Origin of the sequence: Arthrobacter sp. B0490 (genome assembly GCF_002929355.1) — a bacterium.
Classification (GTDB): domain Bacteria; phylum Actinomycetota; class Actinomycetes; order Actinomycetales; family Micrococcaceae; genus Arthrobacter_D.
Genome location: NZ_PJIR01000014.1, coordinates 41,866 through 60,046 on the forward strand (window position 1 = coordinate 41,866; position 18,181 = coordinate 60,046).

Annotated in this window: 22 protein-coding genes; 11 read left to right on the top strand and 11 right to left on the bottom strand. The window is 70.3% G+C overall.

Annotation, left to right across the window (positions count from 1 at the left end):
• Positions 1-18 precede the first annotated feature (18 nt).
• The 7 genes from CXQ97_RS16170 (at position 19) to CXQ97_RS16200 (ending at position 5,542) form a co-directional block, all read left to right on the top strand.
• Positions 19-720, top strand: a complete 702-nt coding sequence (locus CXQ97_RS16170) for a GntR family transcriptional regulator (protein ID WP_104181915.1) — start codon at positions 19-21, stop codon at positions 718-720.
• Positions 721-833: 113 nt separating this feature from the next.
• The gene (locus CXQ97_RS16175; RefSeq protein WP_104181935.1) at positions 834-1,460 is read left to right on the top strand and encodes an amino acid synthesis family protein; all 627 of its coding nucleotides are present in this window, start codon (positions 834-836) and stop codon (positions 1,458-1,460) included.
• Positions 1,457-2,008 (top strand): amino acid synthesis family protein, encoded by a 552-nt coding sequence (locus CXQ97_RS16180; RefSeq protein ID WP_104181916.1) that lies wholly within the window; start codon positions 1,457-1,459, stop codon positions 2,006-2,008. The genes CXQ97_RS16175 and CXQ97_RS16180 overlap by 4 nt, the downstream gene beginning before the upstream one ends.
• Positions 2,005-2,763, top strand: coding sequence for an alpha/beta fold hydrolase (locus CXQ97_RS16185; protein WP_258062674.1), 759 nt, complete (start codon positions 2,005-2,007; stop codon positions 2,761-2,763). The genes CXQ97_RS16180 and CXQ97_RS16185 overlap by 4 nt, the downstream gene beginning before the upstream one ends.
• The gene (locus CXQ97_RS16190; RefSeq protein WP_104181937.1) at positions 2,756-4,237 is read left to right on the top strand and encodes an aldehyde dehydrogenase; all 1,482 of its coding nucleotides are present in this window, start codon (positions 2,756-2,758) and stop codon (positions 4,235-4,237) included. Before CXQ97_RS16185 ends, CXQ97_RS16190 begins: the two co-directional genes overlap by 8 nt.
• Positions 4,238-4,247: 10 nt before the next feature.
• Complete coding sequence (locus CXQ97_RS16195; RefSeq protein ID WP_104181917.1) at positions 4,248-4,445, top strand: 4-oxalocrotonate tautomerase family protein; 198 nt, start codon at positions 4,248-4,250, stop codon at positions 4,443-4,445.
• A gap of 53 nt (positions 4,446-4,498) precedes the next feature.
• The gene (locus CXQ97_RS16200) at positions 4,499-5,542 is read left to right on the top strand and encodes an LLM class flavin-dependent oxidoreductase (RefSeq protein ID WP_104181918.1); all 1,044 of its coding nucleotides are present in this window, start codon (positions 4,499-4,501) and stop codon (positions 5,540-5,542) included.
• On the opposite strand, the gene CXQ97_RS16205 is transcribed toward CXQ97_RS16200, so the two are convergent.
• Entirely contained in the window at positions 5,532-6,140 is a 609-nt protein-coding gene (locus tag CXQ97_RS16205) for a TetR/AcrR family transcriptional regulator (protein WP_104181919.1), read from the bottom strand. The genes CXQ97_RS16200 and CXQ97_RS16205 overlap by 11 nt on opposite strands.
• Before the next feature lie 26 nt (positions 6,141-6,166).
• On the opposite strand from CXQ97_RS16205, the gene CXQ97_RS16210 reads away from it, so the two are divergent.
• Complete coding sequence (locus CXQ97_RS16210) at positions 6,167-7,345, top strand: MFS transporter (protein ID WP_104181920.1); 1,179 nt, start codon at positions 6,167-6,169, stop codon at positions 7,343-7,345.
• A gap of 43 nt (positions 7,346-7,388) precedes the next feature.
• On the opposite strand, the gene CXQ97_RS16215 is transcribed toward CXQ97_RS16210, so the two are convergent.
• Complete coding sequence (locus CXQ97_RS16215) at positions 7,389-8,072, bottom strand: SDR family oxidoreductase (protein ID WP_104181921.1); 684 nt, start codon at positions 8,070-8,072, stop codon at positions 7,389-7,391.
• A 99-nt stretch (positions 8,073-8,171) separates the two neighbouring features.
• On the opposite strand from CXQ97_RS16215, the gene CXQ97_RS16220 reads away from it, so the two are divergent.
• Positions 8,172-8,750 (top strand): hypothetical protein, encoded by a 579-nt coding sequence (locus CXQ97_RS16220; RefSeq protein WP_104181922.1) that lies wholly within the window; start codon positions 8,172-8,174, stop codon positions 8,748-8,750.
• Here CXQ97_RS16220 and CXQ97_RS16225 read toward each other — a convergent pair.
• From CXQ97_RS16225 to CXQ97_RS16260, 9 genes are all read right to left on the bottom strand, one after another.
• Positions 8,707-9,408, bottom strand: a complete 702-nt coding sequence (locus CXQ97_RS16225) for a PspA/IM30 family protein (protein WP_181035118.1) — start codon at positions 9,406-9,408, stop codon at positions 8,707-8,709. The genes CXQ97_RS16220 and CXQ97_RS16225 overlap by 44 nt on opposite strands.
• Positions 9,409-9,458: 50 nt before the next feature.
• Positions 9,459-10,025, bottom strand: a complete 567-nt coding sequence (locus CXQ97_RS19970; RefSeq protein ID WP_181035119.1) for a hypothetical protein — start codon at positions 10,023-10,025, stop codon at positions 9,459-9,461.
• Between the two features lie 123 nt (positions 10,026-10,148).
• Positions 10,149-10,577, bottom strand: a complete 429-nt coding sequence (locus tag CXQ97_RS16230; protein WP_306740138.1) for a heat shock protein transcriptional repressor HspR — start codon at positions 10,575-10,577, stop codon at positions 10,149-10,151.
• Positions 10,578-10,627: 50 nt separating this feature from the next.
• Entirely contained in the window at positions 10,628-11,617 is a 990-nt protein-coding gene (locus CXQ97_RS16235) for a DnaJ C-terminal domain-containing protein (protein ID WP_104181924.1), read from the bottom strand.
• Positions 11,618-11,780: 163 nt separating this feature from the next.
• Complete coding sequence (locus tag CXQ97_RS16240; protein ID WP_104181925.1) at positions 11,781-12,437, bottom strand: nucleotide exchange factor GrpE; 657 nt, start codon at positions 12,435-12,437, stop codon at positions 11,781-11,783.
• Between the two features lie 2 nt (positions 12,438-12,439).
• Complete coding sequence (gene dnaK, locus CXQ97_RS16245; RefSeq protein ID WP_104181926.1) at positions 12,440-14,308, bottom strand: molecular chaperone DnaK; 1,869 nt, start codon at positions 14,306-14,308, stop codon at positions 12,440-12,442.
• A 138-nt stretch (positions 14,309-14,446) separates the two neighbouring features.
• Complete coding sequence (locus CXQ97_RS16250) at positions 14,447-15,760, bottom strand: DUF2252 domain-containing protein (RefSeq protein WP_104181927.1); 1,314 nt, start codon at positions 15,758-15,760, stop codon at positions 14,447-14,449.
• Positions 15,761-15,798: 38 nt separating this feature from the next.
• Positions 15,799-16,788 carry a permease prefix domain 1-containing protein gene (locus CXQ97_RS16255; RefSeq protein WP_104181928.1) on the bottom strand — a complete coding sequence of 330 codons (990 nt, stop codon included), beginning with the start codon at positions 16,786-16,788 and terminating at the stop codon, positions 15,799-15,801.
• Entirely contained in the window at positions 16,785-17,129 is a 345-nt protein-coding gene (locus CXQ97_RS16260) for a PadR family transcriptional regulator (protein WP_104181929.1), read from the bottom strand. Before CXQ97_RS16260 ends, CXQ97_RS16255 begins: the two co-directional genes overlap by 4 nt.
• A gap of 118 nt (positions 17,130-17,247) precedes the next feature.
• Here CXQ97_RS16260 and CXQ97_RS16265 point away from each other — a divergent pair, with 118 nt between their 5' ends.
• Both CXQ97_RS16265 and CXQ97_RS16270 read left to right on the top strand, forming a co-directional pair.
• A complete protein-coding gene (locus CXQ97_RS16265) occupies positions 17,248-17,637 on the top strand; it encodes a cupin domain-containing protein (protein WP_104181930.1) in 390 nt (129 codons plus the stop codon).
• A 66-nt stretch (positions 17,638-17,703) separates the two neighbouring features.
• Positions 17,704-17,928 (top strand): hypothetical protein, encoded by a 225-nt coding sequence (locus CXQ97_RS16270; protein WP_104181931.1) that lies wholly within the window; start codon positions 17,704-17,706, stop codon positions 17,926-17,928.
• Positions 17,929-18,181: the final 253 nt, after the last annotated feature.

Consider the following 18,181-nt stretch of genomic DNA (forward strand, 5'->3'; position numbering starts at 1 on the left):
GGCTCTAACGTTTGATGCATGCAACAGCTTCTGGATTCCGAGCATCAGGACCGCGATGTAGACGAAAGCGAGCGCCCCTTGCTCGACCGCGTACGCCGGCTGGTCCTCAGCGGCGGCTTCTCGCCGGGCGCGCCGCTCTCCGAGGTCTTCCTGGCGCAGGAGTTCGACGTGAGCCGCACCCCCATCCGGGAGACGCTGAAGCAGTTGCAGCACGAGGGACTCGTGGAGATCCGCCCGAAGGTCGGGACCTTCATCCGGGAACCGACACGTCGGGAGATCGTGGAGCTGTTCCAGCTCAAGGAGAGCCTGGAAGGTCTTGCTGCCGGCCTGCTGGCCCGTCGCGGCTCGGTCCCGGAACTGGGGGTGCTCGAGCACAACATCGAGGAGTCCGACCGTGCGGCGGTGGACCAGGACGCCACCCGGTACGCGGCACTCGTCCACGAGTTCCACCGCACCATCATCACCGGCGCGGAGAACTCCAAGCTGGTGGAGCATTACGACCGCCTGATGAATCAACTGGCGTACCACCGGCTCGTGCTGCGCACCGCGGAGCACCCCGGCCGGATCAGGGCATCGACGGGTGAACACCGCGCGGTGCTGACGATGATCCGCGACAAGGACCATTTCGGAGCCGAGGCCGCCATGCGGAACCACGTCCACGCCTCGGCACGGGAGGTCCTCACCGATGCCCGCACCGCCCCGGTCGAGCTCTCCTCCTGATCCCCGCCGCGACCGCCGGCCGGTACGGACCGTGCCATCGGCGGCCTGAGCCTGTGTGCGAGGCAGGCCATCCCCCACGCCCCTGTTCCCGCCCCGAAAGGCCCTAGATGTCCATGACCGAGCGAACGGCCCACGGAGCTTCCGGTGCGGGCCTCCGGAAGATCGTCTACTACCAGGAGGACGTGCTGTCGGAGAACGGGCAGAGCCCCGTCCAGTCGGTGCGGCGTGCGACCGTCGCAGCCGTCGTGTCCAACCCCTGGGCGGGGACAGGTCCGGAGACGGATCTCTCCACGGCCGCCGAGGACCTCGCCCCGCTGCTGGCGCGGGTGCTCACCGACCGCCTCCTCGAGGGACTGGGCGGCGCCGAGCAGATCGAGGCGTTCGGCAAGGCCGCGATCGTGGGAACCGCGGGCGAGATCGAGCATGCGGGAGCGCTGATCCACACCCCGTTCTTCGGCAACCTCGTCCGCGAGTTCCTCGAAGGATCGTCGATCATCTGCTTCGCCGACGACCGCGCGGAGCCCGGTCAGCCGTTGGTCGTGCCGATGTGGCACAAGACCCACGCTGCGACGCGCAGCCACTACCAGACCATCACCACCAGGGTGAACGACGGCCCGCGCGCCGACGAGATCGTCGTCGTCGTCGCCGCCTCCACCGGACCCCGACCCCACCCGCGTATCGGGGACCGCAACACGGACCCCGTCGTCACATCCGCCATCCTCCAAGGAGCCCCAGCATGAGCGCACGCAAGATCGTCACCCTGGTCGAAGAAGTCCTCACCGAGGGAGGCCGGCCCGTCGAGCCCGCAGCGCGCGTGGCCGTCGTCGCGGTGGTGATCGCCAACCCGTGGGCCGGCCAGGGTTTCGTCGAGGACCTCGACCCCGGCATCGACGCGAACGCCTCCGAGGTCGGGGCCCTGCTGGCGGCTCGCGTGGTCGAAGCCCTGGGAGCCCCGGTGGAGGCCTTCGGCAAGGCCGCCATCGTCGGTCTCGACGGCGAGATCGAGCACGGCTCGGCGCTCATCCACACCCTGAAGTTCGGGAACCACTTCCGCGACGCCGCCTCTGCGACGACCCTGCTACCCGCGGTGGAGAAGCGTGGACCGGCGGGTGTCGTGTTCGACATCCCGCTTAAGCACATCACCGACGCGACCATCCGGTCGCACCACCAGAGCATCGAGGTACGTCTGGCGGACGCACCGCACGCGGGCGAGATCGTCATCGCCCTCGCTGCCGCCGCCCAGGGACGTCCCCAGCAACGCCTGGCTCCGCTGAGCAGCGAGCAGTGACCCTCCCCCAGCCCCTCCCGATCGTCCTCCTCCACGGGGTGGGGCTGGACCGCAGCATGTGGGAACCCCTGACAGCCGGGCTCCGGCGACTCCGGGACGGTCCCGTCGTCGCCCTGGACCTGCCCGGCCACGGCAGCGAGCCGGCGCTCACCGGCCCAGTCTCACTCGGCGAGCTGGCCGAGGATGTCGCCCGGCGCCTGCCGGGACGGTCCCATCTCGTGGGGTTCTCACTGGGCGCTCTCATCGCACAGCACCTGGCCCTGCACCGCCCCGACCTGGTCGCGAGCCTGACCAGTGTCAGTTCGGTCTGCCGGCGGACCCCCGACGAGTCGGTCTCGGTGCAGCGGCGGCTCGAGGGTGCCCGGGCGGACTTCCGCGGCAGCGTGGAAGCCTCGATCGAGCGGTGGTACCCCCGGGGCCAGGGGGTGGACCGCAGCAGGGTCGAACAGACGCGGACCACCCTGCTGGCGAATTCGGTGGAGTCCTACCTCCACGCATACGAGGTGTTCGCACGCGCGGACGCCGAGATCGGTCCGGTCCTCGGACTGATCGGGACCCCGTCCCTGGCCGTGACAGGAGAGCTGGATCCCGGCTCCACCCCGGAGATGACCCGCCGCCTCGGCGAGGCCATCCCCGATGCGCGCACGGTCGTGGTGCCCGGTGCCCGCCACATGCTCCCCGTGGAACAGCCGGAGGAGCTGGCTCGCATCATTGATCGCTTCATCAAGGAATCGAGTGGAGAAGACCATGTCTGAGCGATACGACCATTTCATCGGCGGACGGTACGCCGCACCCGTCGGAGACGAGTACTTCGAGAGCACCAACCCCGCCACACTGGAGATCCTCTACACGGCCGCCCGCGGCACGTCCGCGGACATCGACGCCGCCGTGGCGGCCGCCGACCGGGCGTTCCACGACCCGCGCTGGCGGGACCTCTCCCCTACCCGGCGCGGACACCTGCTACGACGTCTCGGTGACCTAGTCGGGCAGCACGCCGAGGAACTGGCGCGTCTGGAGTCCGAGGACAACGGGAAGCTCCTGCGCGAGATGAGGGGCCAGCTGATCAGCCTCCCCGAATACCTGTACTACTACGCCGGTCTGGCCGACAAGGTCCAGGGCAGCCAGGTCCCCACGAACTCGGTCCAGATGCTCAACTACACCCAGCGCGAAGCGCTCGGAGTGGTCGGCGCCATCACCCCCTGGAACTCACCCCTGACGCTGACCACCTCGAAACTGGCGCCGGCCCTGGCAGCGGGCAACACCCTGGTCATCAAGCCCTCCGAGTACACCTCGCGCACCGTGCTGCGCCTCGCGGAACTCGCCGTCGAGGCGGGATTCCCCGACGGCGTCATCAATGTGGTCACCGGATACGGCGCCGAGGCGGGGGCGCCGCTGGTGGATCACCCGGGGATCGCGAAGATCTCGTTCACCGGCTCCACCGCCACCGGTTCGCGCATCGCCGCCTCCGCTGCTGCCCGCTTCATCGGCTGCACGCTGGAGCTCGGCGGGAAGAGCCCCAATATCGTCTTCGGTGACGCGAACATCCCCAACGCCGCCATGGGCGTCGTCGCCGGCATCTTCGCCGCGGCCGGCCAGACCTGCATCGCCGGCAGCCGCGTCTTCGCCCACCGCTCGATCTACGACGAGTTGCTGGAACGGGTCGCGGACCGGGCACGCTCCATCGTCATCGGCGATCCGCTGCTCGACGAGACCGAGCTGGGTCCCCTGGCCTTCGCAGCCCAGCGGGACAAGGTGGGCTCCTACGTGGAACTCGGCGTGAGCGAGGGTGCGACGGTCCTCACCGGCGGAAAACGCCCCGACGTCGACCTGCCGGGCTACTTCTACGCACCGACCGTCCTGACCGGGGTGGACAACACCATGCGCGTCACGCGGGAGGAGATCTTCGGGCCCGTCGCCGCGATCATGCCCTTCGACACCGAGGAGGAGGTCCTCAAGCTGGCCAACGACACCGACTACGGTCTCGCGGCCGGCGTCTGGACCCAGAACCTGGCGCGCGCCCACCGGATGAGCCGACAGCTCGAAGCCGGCACGATCTGGGTGAACACCTACCGGGCGATGTCCCCGATGTCCCCGCGCCAGGGCTTCAAGAGCAGCGGCGTGGGCATCGAGCACGGGCTCGAGTCGATGCACGAGTACACGCGGCTGAAGAGCATCTGGATCAACACGGACGAGGATCCCGTCGCCGACCCGTTCGTGATGCGCGGATAGGAACCCGACCATGCCTCTCATCGATGTGAGTATCGCCGAAGGACGCAGTCCGGAGCAGCTACGCGCTCTCGTGTCCGCCCTGCACCGCGCTGCCGAGGAGACGGTCGGTGCCCTGCCGCAGAACACGACGGTCATCATCCGCGAAGTTCCCGCCACCCACTGGTCCAGGGGGGACCGGACCATCGCGGAGGCGAGGGACCAGCCCTGAGCCGATCCGACCGACCCGACCACCTGCAATCGCACCACGGAAGGCCAACAACAATGCGTTTTTCACTTTTCGCCCACATGGAACGCTGGGACGGCGACGTCAGCCATCGGCAGCTCCTGGAGGATCTCGTGGAGCTGGTGCAGCTCGCGGAGGAGGGCGGCTTCTCCACCGTCTGGACCGGGGAACACCATTCCATGGAGTACACCGTCTCCCCCAGTCCCATGCCGGTGCTCGCCTATCTCGCCGCGAAGACGACGACCATCCGCCTGGGTGCGGGAACGCTCATCGCCCCGTTCTGGAACCCCATCCGGGCCGCCGGGGAATCCGCCCTCGTGGACGTCATCAGCAACGGTCGCCTCGAACTCGGCCTAGCCCGGGGGGCGTACCAGTTCGAGTTCGACCGTCTCGCCGGAGGCATGCCCGCGGCAGCGGGTGCCCAGCACCTGCGCGAGCTTCTTCCCGCGATGCAGGCCCTGTGGCAGGGTGACTACGCCCACGAGGGCGAGATCTGGCAGTTCCCCACCTCGACCAGCGTGCCGAAGCCGGTGCAGGACACCATCCCGATCTGGGTGGCGGCACGTTCCCCCGAGTCGCACGAGTTCGCTGTGCAGAACGGCTTCAACATCATGGTCACGCCGCTGATGAAGGATGACGCCGAAGTGGCGGACCTCACCGCCAAGACCAGGGCCGCCGTGGAGAAGTTCCCCGGCTCGAAGAAGCCCGAGGTCATGTGCCTGCGCCATACCTACCTGCACGAATCCGGCGATGCGGACGGCTGGCGTCCCGGTGCCGCCGCGATCAACCGCTACTACAGGTCCTTCGATGCCTGGGCCGGGAATCGGACGACCCCGACCGATGGCTTCCTCGACCCCTCACCCGAGGCGAAGTTCGCGGACCGTCCGGAGTTCGAGCTCGACAGCCTGCACCGGTCGGCGATGATCGGCACGCCCGACGAGGTGGTCGAGCGCATCAAGCACTACCAGGACCTCGGTGTCGACGAGTTCAGCTACTGGATCGACAACGGGATGAGTCACGAGGAGAAGAAGAGGTCGCTGGAACTGTTCATCAGGGAGGTCGTCCCGGCCTTCAGCGCATGAGCCGGAGGGTTGCTCCCGGGGCAGCCGGCCCGACGACGGCGTGCAGGGTCATGCCGGCGAGGTGCCGGCCCTCGGCGGTGGCGGTGTCCACGTCCGTGCCGCGCAGGATCATCCCGAGGACGCCGGTGTAGATCAGGACGAGCCGACGCGCGAGCAGCGGCGCCTGCTGCGCGCCGACGAGGGGCGCCGCCAGGTCCTCCAGCCGGTCCAGGAGCAGCCGCGTGTCGGCGGCGAGCGTGTCCCCGAGGTCCGGCCCGGGGTGCGGGGTCTCCGCGGCGACACCGAGGAACACGCACCATCGTGAGGGCGTGAGGGCGTGCCGGTGCCGGCCGAGTGCGGTGAAGACGGCGAGCAGCTTCTCCTCGGGGGAGGGCGCCTCGTCGACGCACTCCTGCCACGTGGTGTCCCATCGGGCCAGCCGGCGACGCAGTGCCTCCGTGATCAGCCCTTCCTTGTTGCCGAAGTGCGCGTAGAGCGTGGCCGGCGAGACCCGGGCGCGTTGGAGGATCGCGTCGACAGGAGCGCTCACCCCCTGCGTCGCCGCAAGATCCTCCGCCGCATCGAGCAGCCGGTCCCGTGCCGTCGGTTGTGGTGCCATGCGACAAGGGTATAACGTTCGTTTCAATGAAACGATCGTTACAGTCCTCCGGGGTCCAGCCCCTGCTCTTCGCCACCTCCGGCGTCGCGCTCATCGCCGTCACCTACGGTCTGGCCCGCCTCGGCTACGGCCTGTTCCTGCCGGCGTTCTCCGCGGCGTTCCCCCTGACGCCCGCAGTGAGCGGACTGCTGGCCTCCGGCGCCTCGATCCTCTACTGCGTGTCCGCCGGTATCGGCTTCCGCCATGCCTCCCTCCGCCCCCGTACGGTGGCCGCGCTGGCCGGGGTCTCGGCGGCCCTCGGCAGCCTGGCGATCGCCGGCGCCTCCACCACCCCGGTGTTCGCGGGAGGTGTCCTGCTCGCCGGGACGGGAGCGGGATTCGCCTCGCCCGCCATGGTGGAGCTGGTCCGCCGCAACGCCGATCCATCGGCCCAGGGGCGGCTCCAGTCGGTGGTCAACTCAGGGACGGGGTTCGGCGTCGTCCTCGCGGGGGCCCTGTCCCTCGTGCTCGGCGAGGCGTGGCGCCTGGCGTGGGTGCTGGTGGCGGTCCTCGCCACGGCGTCGATGCTCGCCGTCCTGCGGCTGGACCGGAGCGACCGTCCCGGCACGCGTCCTGCGGGGCGACGGACTGCACCCTCGCTCGTGGCGCGATCGAGTTTCCACGGACTGGCCCGGCCGCTCATCGGGGCCCTCGTCTTCGGAAGCGGCTCGGCTGCCGTCTGGGTCTACGGCAGGGCGACGCTCGAGGAGGCCGGCGGCATGAGCGTCGGCCTGTCCGCCGGCGCCTGGATAGCCCTGGGGGTGGGCGGCGCCGGAGCCGCCGCCGTGTCCCGCCGGCTCGCGAACCACTCCGTCCCGGTGTCCTGGTCGCTGTCGACCGTCGTCACGGCGGCGGCGACCGCGCTGATCGGGACAGCACCGGGCTCCCTGGCCCTGGCCTATACCGCTGCAGCCCTCTTCGGCCTCGCCTACACGGCGGCGACGTCCGTGCTGATCCTGTGGGCGTCCGCCGTCGCGGAGGACAGCGCGGCCGGGACGTCACTCCTGTTCATCGCCCTCGTGCTCGGGCAGGCGGCCGGTGCGTCGCTCACGGGGATCCTGCTGGAGAACGCCAGCACCGCGGTCGGCTTCACGGTGGCGGCTCTCGCGTGCGCGGCCGGCGCGCTCGCGGTCCCGATGACGGCGGGCGCCGTGCGGCTGCGGTAGGGCTCCGCCCGCTCCGGGGGCTGCCGACCTCAGAAGGCCGGGCTCAGAAGGCCGACGACGGCAGGTCCCGCTCCCCGTCGCTGATGGCCGTGACGATGCGTCCGGCGACGGCGGCCGGGTCCTTGCCCTGGGGCAGCCTCGGGGCCTCCCCCGCGATGGGCCGCGTCGCGAGCCCGGTCTCCGTGTGCGGCGGACGGACGTCGAGGACCCGGACGCCCTGCCGGCGCAGTTCCAGCGTCAGCGCCTTCCCGTATGCGCTCAGCCCCGCCTTCGTGGCAGAGTACGCGGCCATGCCCGCCGTCGGGCTCTCGGCGACGACGGCACTGATCTGTGCGATGAACGAGTCCTTCCCGAGCGAGGGGGCGACCGCGCGGACGAGCCGCATGTAGCCGAGCAGGTTGACGAGCACGAGCTCGTCGAGGGTGTCGTCGTCCACCTCGGTGGCGGGACCGAAGGCCACGACGCCCGATGCGAACACCAGCCCGTGCAGCTCGCGGCCGTACACGGCGGCCGCGATGTCGGCCGGCCCGGTGGGCTTGCCCAGGTCCGCGGCGACGCGGCCCACGACGGCGTCCCCGAGTTCCTCGGCGAGGCCTCCCAGCTTGTCCGCGGACCTGCCGGACAGCGTGAGCTGGGCGCCCCGGGCCGCGAGCTGGCGGGACAGCTCGGCCCCGAGGACCCCGGTGGCGCCGACGACGAGGACATGGGCACCACTCAGCTCGGTCATGCGCCGAGTGTAGCAACGGCCGCCGCCGCCCTCCCGGGCGCCGGACCGGGAGGATCCGCCCCGCCCCGGTGCCGCCACCGGTGCCGTTACAGTGTGGACATGGCCGAGATGCGGAGCTGGCAGTCGATGGTGGACACGAACGCGGCGCTGCTCCTCCGCACCACCGGGCGGAAGCCGTCGGACTGGGCCGCGGAGGCTCGCTCCGCGGGGATCACCACGCGGGAGGAGCTGTCCCGCTGGCTCAGGGACCGGGGAGTCACCGGGTACAGCCTGATGAGCGTCGACTGGGAGGTCTTCGGGCTCCCCGAGGTCTTCCTCCGGTCCGCCGACGAGCTCTACGAGGCCCAGTACGCCGACCGGCCGGCCCTTCGGCCCCTGGCCGACCGGATCCGGCTCTGGGCCGCGGAGACGCCCGGGACCGTCATCCAGATGCGCAAGACCTACGTGTCGCTGCAGTCGTCACGGCGGAAGTTCGCGCAACTCACCCCGAGCACGAGGACCGCCGCGGATCTGTCCTTCCGCCTCGCTGTGCCGGACCTGCCCGGACTCGAACCGGTCCGCGCCGACGACCCGTTCGCCTGGCGCATCCGGCTCCGGCACGAGGACGACGTCGACGACGCCCTCCTGCGGGCGCTCAGCGCTGCGCTGGAGGATAGCCTCGGGCGTTCCTCCGCTTGAGTTCCTCGAGCTCCTGCTGGGCGGCCGCCTCCGCTTCGAGTTCCTCGAAGGCCTGCTGGAGGCGCGGCGACGACGGGTCGGTCCACGACAGTTCCTCGCGCGCCTGGGCCTGCGCCTCGAAGCGCCGCACCTCGAGTTCGGCGTTGCGGCGGGCGGCATCGATCGCCGCCGCCTCGCGGGAGGACGAGGCCAGCGCGTCGTGGACGCCGATGGCAGCCTGGGCCGCTGCGCGGCGCGCCAGCATCGCGTCGTACTCCATCGCGTTCTGCTGCACGCGCTGTTCGAGCCGGCGCACGTCGTCGTGGAGACGGCGGGCCTGCTGCTCCGCCTCGTGCAACTGGCTGGTGAGGGTCTCGAGGCGGCGCCGCGCGGTCATCGACTCACGGATCGCCGCCCGGGCGGCGTCGTCGTCGCCCCGCCGCACCGCCGCCGCCGCCGCGGCCTCGATCCGGTTCACGTAGTCGGCGGCCTCGTTCGCCGCGAGGCCCACGCGGTGGTGGTGTGCCGCGACGTCCGCCGCTCCCCGGCGCGCCTGGTCGAGGAGCGCGCGCTGCGCCTGCTGGGCCGTCCGCGCCTGGGCCCTCGGGTCCTCCTTCGCTTCCGCCGCGGCGTAACGGTTGGCCTGCACGATGCGCGTGATGCGGCGTTTGATCGACACTGTGGGACCCCCGGGTCGGTGGTTGGGTTGCTGCTGACTGGTCCAACCGGTCACCAGGTCTGCCGGTTCCCGTAGCTGTCCCGCCAGGTGGCCATGGCGGAGATCTCGGTGCGGAGGCGCTTGGTGGCCTGGTCGAGCTGGAGGGTGTCGATGGACCGGGAGGTCTGCAGGAGGCAGCGGCGCAGGTCGGCGGAGAGCTCGTCGAGCGCCCGGGCCTGCGCGGCGAGGTCGGCGGTCCACTCCTGCTTGAGGGCGCGGTTCGGTTCGCGGTCCGCGGCCCTCAGCAGGTTCTCGAGCGAGGCCGCGGCCTGGTCGATCTCCGCCGCGGCGCGCGGCAGGTCGCCGACGGGACGTCTCTGCGCCCCGGCCTCCGCGAGGGCGAGGTGCGTGGCGCGGGAGGAACGCTTGAGGTCACCGATGAGGCGCGCGGGCTCCCTCGTCAGCCGGTCAGGGGCGTAGGCACGGGCGGCCAGCATGCCACGGTCCTTCGTGCGCTCGATGATGTGAGACCGCCTGACCTTGCGCACCACCAGCCAGCCCGCGACACCCGTCCCGGCACCGAGGGCCGCGAGGACGCCGGCGCCGACCACGAGGGCCTCGACGAAGAGTTCAAACATGCCGCGACTCCGGGAAGGGTTCCATCCATCCAGTCTGCCCGCGTACCCTGACAAATTCCACCGCGGCCTGCCGGACGCCACCCCGCGGACGGCGCAACAGCCCGGGCGCGTCGGCGGCGGAGCCTAGTTCGCCGTGCGCGCGGTGTCGGGGCGCCACACCACGAGCGCCTGGCTGCGCGGGCGGGGGCGCTGACCGCGCGCCAGCGTCACGACGTCGCCCGCGAGCCCCGCGGCGAAGATGCGGCTGGACTCGGAGTGCAGGCGACGGGACGCCAGCTCGGCGGTCAGCTCCGTGACGCGTGCCCTGAGGGCCGCCACCTGGTTCTCGAGTTCGAGGATGCGGCGGATCCCCTCGAGGGACACGCCTTCCTGCGAGAGACGCTGGATCTCCCGCAGCGTCCCCACGTCCTTCTGCGAGTAGCGCCTCGCGCGGCCCGGCGCCCGGCTGGGCGTCACGAGGCCCAGCCGGTCGTACTGGCGCAGCGTCTGCGGGTGCATGTCGGCGAGCTCGGCGGCCACGGAGATGACGTAGATGGGCGTCGTATAGTCCACGGTGGGCCTCCTTCCTCGCCGGAACTCCCGGCGGTCGCTCGGATGGTCGGTTACAGGCGCGCCTTGGCGGCGAGCCCGGCGCGCGGGTCGGCGTCCTTCGTCGCGTCCCTGAAGGACTCGACGGCGGCCTCGGCCTCGCGGGACAGGTTCTGCGGGACGACGACGTCGACGGTGACGAGCAGGTCGCCCGTGGCCTTCGAGGTCTTCACGCCCCGGCCCTTCAGTCGCAGGGTCCGCCCCGAGGGCGTGCCGGCGGGGATCCGCATCTTCACCAGTTCACCCGTGAGCGTGGGGATCTCGATCTGGGCGCCGAGCACCGCCTCGGGGAAGCTGACGGGTACGTGTACGCGGATGTTGTCGCCGTCGCGCTTGAACAGCGGGTGCTCCTTGACCGAGACGGTGACCATCAGGTCGCCCGGGCCGTCCTGGCCCGGCTGCCCCTTGCCCTTGACGCGGACCTTCTGGCCGTCGCGGATGCCCGCGGGGACGCGCACGTCGATCTGCTCGCCCGAGGGTTCGCGCAGGCCGATCGTGGTCCCGTTGATGGCCCCCGCGAAGGAGATGGACGTGGAGGCGGTGCGGTCGGCGCCCTTCTGCGGCCGGGTCGACTGGAAACCGCCGGGGAAGCCGTTGCCGCCCCCGCCGCCGAACAGGTCCGCGAACTCGGGTGGGAGGTTGCTGTTGGAGAAGCCGGTGCGCTGGCGCGTCCCGGCCCCCTGACCGAAGAGGTTCCCGAAGATGTCCTCGAAGCCCGCACTGCTGCCGGCACCACCACCGGAGCCGCCGGCGGAGAACCGTGCCCCTCCGCCCATCGCGCGGATGGCATCGTACTGCTGGCGCTCTTCGTCGTCAGAGAGCACCGAGTACGCTTCCGACACGTCCTTGAACGTCTTCTCGGAGGCCGCATCACCCTGGTTCTGGTCGGGGTGGTACTTGCGGGCCAGCTTCCGGTACGCCTTCTTGATGTCGGCGCCGGAGGCATCCTTGGAGACACCCAGGATCTTGTAGAAATCCTTGTCGACCCAATCCTGACTGGCCAAGTGGCGTCTCCTTTCCTAGTTCTTCCGATTCAAGACAGCGAGTAAGCAGCGCAAGCCGGGGCAGCCCCCGAGGAGGGCGGCTTCAAGATCTCCCAGCGAGCTCTGCGAGCAGGGAGATTTCGTTGCCGCCGTTCGGGGGCTGCTCCGGCGTTCACGGCGCTGACTACTCCGGAACCGCCACGATGACCTGGGCGGCCCTGAGGACGCGTTCGCCCTTGCGGTAGCCCGCGCGGAGGATCTGGCTGACGCTATCAGCCTGGACGTCCGCACTGGGCTGCTGGATGAGCGCCTCGTGGATGTTCGGGTCGAACGCGACGCCGACCTCGTCGATCCGGCTGAGCTCGTACGTCCTGAGCGCGTTCTCGAACTTGCCGGCGATGGCCGCGAAGGGCCCCTCGGCGAGGTCGCCGTGCTGGCGGGCAGCATCGATGTCGTCGAGGACGGGCATCAGCGAATTGAGAACGCCGATGACCGCCTGATCGCGTGCGACATCGCGGTCGCGCTCCACGCGGCGGCGGTAGTTGACGTACTCGGCCTGCAGGCGGAGCAGGTCGTTGCGGAGTTCCGCGACGACGTCCACCGTCGGATCGCTCCCCTCGGCGCCGGCCTCGTTGAGGATCGCCTCGGCCTGGGCCAGGGCGTCCCCGTCGGAGGCGTCCCCGCCGGGAGCCTGCCCTCCGGCCGCGGACTCCTCCGCGGCCGGAGCGTCGGCGTCGTTCTGCTGCCCACGGACTTCGCCCGTCTCAGGGTCGATCTTCCGGTTGTCGCGAAAGCTCACCGGCTCTGACTCGTGCTCTTCTTCGTTTCCGTGGTGCGGCATGGCTACTTCTTCTCGTTGATGTCGTCGACCTCTTCGGCGTCGACGATGTCCTCGTCGGTGCCTGCGGAGGCCGGCTGGTCGTCGGTCGGTGCGCCGGCCGCGGAGCCCGCGTCCTGCTGGGCCGAGGCGTAGATCGCTTCGCCGAGCTTGGACTGGGAGGCCTGCAGCTTCTCGAACGCCGTCTTGACCTCGTCCTCGTTGTCCTGCGACTCGAGTGCCTTCTTCAGGGCGTCGACGTCGGCCTGGACGTCGTTCCTGACGTCCTCGGGCAGCTTGTCGGCGTTGTCGGCGATGAGCTTGTCCACGGAGTAGGCGAGCTGCTCGGCACCGTTGCGGGTGTCGGCGGCCTCGCGGCGCTGCTTGTCCTCGGCTGCATGCTCCTCGGCCTCGCGCACCATGCGGTCGATGTCCTCCTTGGAGAGCGACGATCCGCCGGTGATGGTCATCGACTGCTCGGTGCCCGTGCCCTTGTCCTTGGCGGACACGTGCACGATGCCGTTGGCGTCGATGTCGAAGGTGACCTCGACCTGCGGGACGCCGCGGGGGGCCGGCGCGATCCCGGTCAGCTCGAACGTGCCCAGCGGCTTGTTGTCGCGGGTGAACTCGCGCTCGCCCTGGAAGACCTGGATCGCCACGGACGGCTGGTTGTCGTCAGCGGTGGTGAAGGTCTCGCTGCGCTTGGTCGGGATGGCCGTGTTGCGCTCGATGAGCTTGGTCATCATGCCCCCCTTGGTCTCGATGCCGAGGGACAGCGGGGTGACGTCGATCAGCAGGACGTCCTTGCGCTCGCCCTTCAGCACACCGGCCTGCAGTGCGGCACCGACGGCCACGACCTCGTCCGGGTTGACGCCCTTGTTGGGCTCCTTGCCGCCTGCGAGCTCCTTGACGAGTTCGCCCACGGCGGGCATGCGGGTCGAGCCGCCGACGAGGACGATGTGGTCGATGTCGGAGACCTTGATGCCGGCCTCGGCGATGACGTCCTGGAACGGCTTCTTGGTGCGGTCCAGGAGGTCCTTGGTGAGGTCCTGGAACTTGGCGCGCGACAGGTGCTCGTCGAGGTGGACGGGGCCGTCCGCGGTGACCGAGAGGTACTGGAGGGAGATGTTCGTGGACGTCGCCGACGACAGTTCCTTCTTGGCCTGCTCGGCGGCCTCCTTGAGGCGCTGCAGGGCGATCTTGTCCTTCGAGAGGTCCGCACCCTTGGCCTTGGCCTGGGAGAGCAGGTAGTCGACGACGCGCTGGTCCCAGTCGTCGCCGCCGAGGCGGTTGTCGCCGGCGGTCGAGCGGACCTGGATCGTGGAGAACGCGTCCTCGTCCTTGCCGACCTCGAGGAGGGAGACGTCGAACGTTCCGCCGCCGAGGTCGAAGACGAGGATGAGCTCGTCCTCCTTGCCCTTGTCGAGGCCGTAGGCGAGGGCCGCCGCGGTGGGCTCGTTGACGATACGCAGCACCTTGAGGCCCGCGATCTCGCCGGCCTCCTTGGTGGCCTGGCGCTCGGCGTCGTTGAAGTACGCGGGAACGGTGATCACGGCGTCGGTGACCTTCTCGCCGAGGTAGCTCTCGGCGTCGGTCTTGAGCTTCTGGAGGATGCGCGCGGAGATCTCCTGCGGCGTGTACTTCTTGCCGTCGATGCCGACGTTCCAGTCGGTGCCCATGTGGCGCTTGACCGAGGCGATGGTGCGGTCGATGTTGTTGACGGCCTGGCGCTTGGCGATCTCGCCGACCAGGACCTCGCCGGCCTTGGAGAAGGCGACGATCGACGGCGTGGTGCGTGCACCCTCGGCGTTCGCGATGACGGTGGGCTCGCCGCCTTCGAGGACCGAGACGACCGAGTTGGTGGTTCCGAGGTCAATACCTACTGCACGTGACATGCAAGTTCCTTTCGACTGCCCGGGATTTGCGAGGCGCTCATCCGCCGGGCGCGTAGATTGAGCGTTCTGCACTCAACTATAGTCGGGCCCGGCAGGAGATCAAAACCGACTTGAGTCCAGAACACTCAACTCGGGTTCCTATGCAGCCGGCACGGCGGTGATGAGCCCCTCCCGGAAGGCGTCGACGAAGAGCGCATGGTCCTGGCGCACGGTTTCCGCGTAGGCCTCTCCGAAGCCGCCGATGTCCTGGAGGAAGTCCTCGCGCGAACGGTCGACGGCGGCCAGGATGGCGGTCTCCGTGCGGAAGGGCACCAGGTCGTGGTCGCTGTCCTCGTCCGTGGAGCAGTGGATCTTGGCGGTCGCCTGTCCGAGGGCCTCGAGCACCGGCACCATCTGCTCGGGCTCCGTGAGGTCCTCCCAGGAGAGATCCCGCTTGTACGGGGACAGCTCGGAGACCACGAACGAGACACCACGGATGGTCGTGTAGCCCAGGAACGGGTCCGTGTGGGTCTGCAGCGAGCGCTGGCTGATGACGGCGCGGTGACCGTCGTCCTCGAAGTACCCGCGCACGCGCTCGTCGTCGACGATCCGGCTGGGCGCGGCGATGTTCGACTGCTTCATCGTGAGGATGATGTCGTTCTCCTGCGCCTCGTCGAAGCCCTCGATGAGCACGTTGTAGGCGGGCAGGCCGGCACTGCCGATCCCGAATCCCTTCTTCCCCACGATGCCTTTCACCCGGTAGAACACCCGGCGTCGCGACCGCTCGCTGTCGGGGATGGTGCCGAGGTAGCGGTCGAAGGCGTCGGCGACCTCCGCGTACTCCCCGGCGTCGAGCACCCTGACGGACCCGTCGTCGCGGAACTGGCGCTCGTAGTCCTCGATCCGGGTCAGCGAGTCGAGCAGGCGTGTGCGCCGTGCGCCGCGGGCCTGCTGCAGGACCGAGTAGATGGGCCCCTCCGTGTTGTCGAGCCCGAAGGCGAAGGTGGACTGCTCGTCGTCCACGTAGTCCCGGACCCGGCCGAGGTAGGCCTCGAGGTAGGTGCGCGCGAGGTCGCGGACCGCCTGGGACGGCAGCGCCTTCTGCCAGCACAGGAGCGTCAGCGAGGCCACGAAGCGGCGCAGGTCCCACGAGAAGTGGCCCACGTACGCCTCGTCGAAGTCGTTGACGTCGAACGTGAGCCGGCCCTCGTTGTTCATGTAGGTGCCGAAGTTCTCCGCGTGGAGGTCGCCGTGGATCCACACCCTGCCCGTGCGCTCGTCCGCCCAGGCGTCGTCCAGCCGTTCCATGTCGGTGTAGAACAGGGATGCGCTGCCCCGGTAGAAGGCGAACGGGTCGGCCGCCATCTTCCGGAACCGGGCGCGGAACGCGAGGGGGTCGACGCCCATGAGGTCCTGGTGGGCTTCCACGAGGGTACTGACGATGTGCTGCTGACGGGACTCGGTGGCTTCCATTCGTCCACGGTACGCTCGCCGGGCCCGCGTGCCGCGGATCAGTGCCCCATGAGGACCGGCTGCCGCGTCGCCGGCAGCGAGGCCCGCCGCGCCCTGAGGAATCCGTCCACCACGTCCCAGGCGGCGACCAGCACCACCGCTCCGGTCACGATGGAGGCGACGGTCCAGCCGCCGCCCGTCGCGACGGCCGGATCCCAGCCGACCGCGGCGACGAAGTCCGGGTTGAGCAACCGCCCCCCGGACCAGAGGAGCACCGCGGGCACCGCGAAGGCCAGGTTGAGGACGAGGTTCATGGCGGCAGCCGCCCACGACCAGTCCCGCAGGTAGACCCAGGCGGCGAAGGCGGCCTCGGCGAGGAGCAGCACGAGGAACCACGGGAGCCAGAAGGCCCAGAGCGCGGGATCGAGGAGCGCGATCGCTCGTCCGTCCGGTCCCCGGACCACGGAGGACACGTGCTGCCAGACGATGGCCGCCGCCAGTGCGGCGAGGAAGACGAGGGACGCGACGAACTCCGGCAGACGGGCGTGGCGGGAGTGGTCGGGCAGGGCGGGAAGGCCTTCGGGCGACCACTGGATCCCGGTGTCCGCGGTGCCCGCCCGCTCGAGGAGGACGAACACCAGCGTGGTCCAGAACCCCAGGTGCACCGTCACGCCGAGGGCCGTGGCCACCGCGCTGCCGATGGCGGCGCCGGGATCGCCCCGGCTCAGGAACTGTGCGAGGAAGACCACCACGGTGACGATCGGCACGACGACGGCGAGGAGCGTCTTCAGGAGCCGCAGCCATTCGAGGTAGTACCGCGGTCCGATCAGCGTCAGCGGCCGGTCCGCGTAATCGGCCGCGAGACGCTCCGGATCCCCGAGCTGGACGAGCGCCGCGCGCTCGGCCGCGACCGGCTCCTCCCCCGACACCCGGCGCGCCTGCACGGTCTCTTCGATCAGTTCCCGGATCTCGGGTTCGAGGTCGGAGCGCTGGGGCTCCGGGACGGTCCGCACTGCGGCCCACACATAGCGATCGGTCAGCGTGGTCATGGCACTTCCCCTTCGGCGAGGCGATGGAGCGAGGTGGTCAGCCGGTCCCAGTCGGCCGTGAGGGTGGCGGCGAGGTCGTCGCCGGCCGGGCTCGTCCGGTAGAACTTCCGCGGACGGGACTCGGCAGTGTTCCACTCGCTCGTCAGCAGTCCCTGTTTCTCGAGGCGCCGCAGGAGTGGATAGAGCGTGTTCCCGTCGACCTGGATGTCCAGGACGTCGAGGGACTCCAGGAGCGAGTACCCGTAGTCGGGGGTGCGCAGCCGCGTGAGGCAGGCCAGGACGACCGTCCCGCGCCGCAGCTCCTGCAGGTGTCCGGCAATCAGGTCCTCATCGGGTCTCATGCCGGAATAATAGTGTGTGTCACACACCATGGCAAGAGGCACAGTGATGTTTCCTCGAGCGATGAAAACCGTCCGCCCGCACCGTCTACCCTCTGTCGCATCGACCCAGGAGGCATTCATGGACACCCCGACCCGGAGCTCCCGCACCCAGGCCCCGCCGCGCGCCATCCCGGCTGGAGAGCTCGCATTGCCCGGCAGCAGGACACGCCGGTTCGACGGCGGGGACTCCGGTTCCGCCGTCTCCTACTTCTTGGTGGACAACGACCCTGGGGACACCGTCGCCCTGCACCGGCATCCGTACACCGAGACGTGGGTGGTCCTCGCGGGCCTCGTGCGGTTCACGGTCGGCGCGGTGGGACTCGCAGGAACGCCCGGCGACACCGTCGTCGCGCCGGCCGACGTCTGGCACGGCTTCACGAACGACGGCGACGGCCCGCTGCGGATGATGTGCATCCACGCGTCACCGCGCATCATCCAGGAATGGAAGGACGACGGCGGCCCCGCGTAGCCGCGCCCTGCCCTGCCGGCCCGGACCGACCGGGCTGCAGGGCTGCAGGGTGCGATACTGGGCGGCATGGACCTCGAACAGTGGTGGAGCGGCGTCATGCCGGAGACCCGGGACTGGCTGATCGCCCACAACGGGGAGGCGCTCACCCCGGAGGTCGTGGCGGACATCAGCGGTGCCGGCGGACTCGTGGCCTCCGACTCCTGGTGGATGGGTGCGCGCGGGCCCGACGGCCTGTTCCTGTCGGATGCTGCGACCGACTGGATCGAGGAACAGGCGAACGGCGAGGAGTAGCGCCGCCTCAGCGCCGTCCGGGGCCGGCAGCCTCCGCGTAGTCGCCGGCCACCACCGTGCCGAGCCCGTCCGCCCCCTCGAGGGTCCCGGTGGTGATGCCCTCCGGGGCCGCGGTGGTGCCGCCGGAGTAGACGGTGCAGGTCTCGCCCCCCCCCCCCCCCCCCCCCCCCCCCCGACCCCGACCAGCACCAGGAGCAGCCGGGGGGGGGCCCGGGGGGGGCGGGGCCCCGCCGCGCCGGGGGCCGACAGGCCC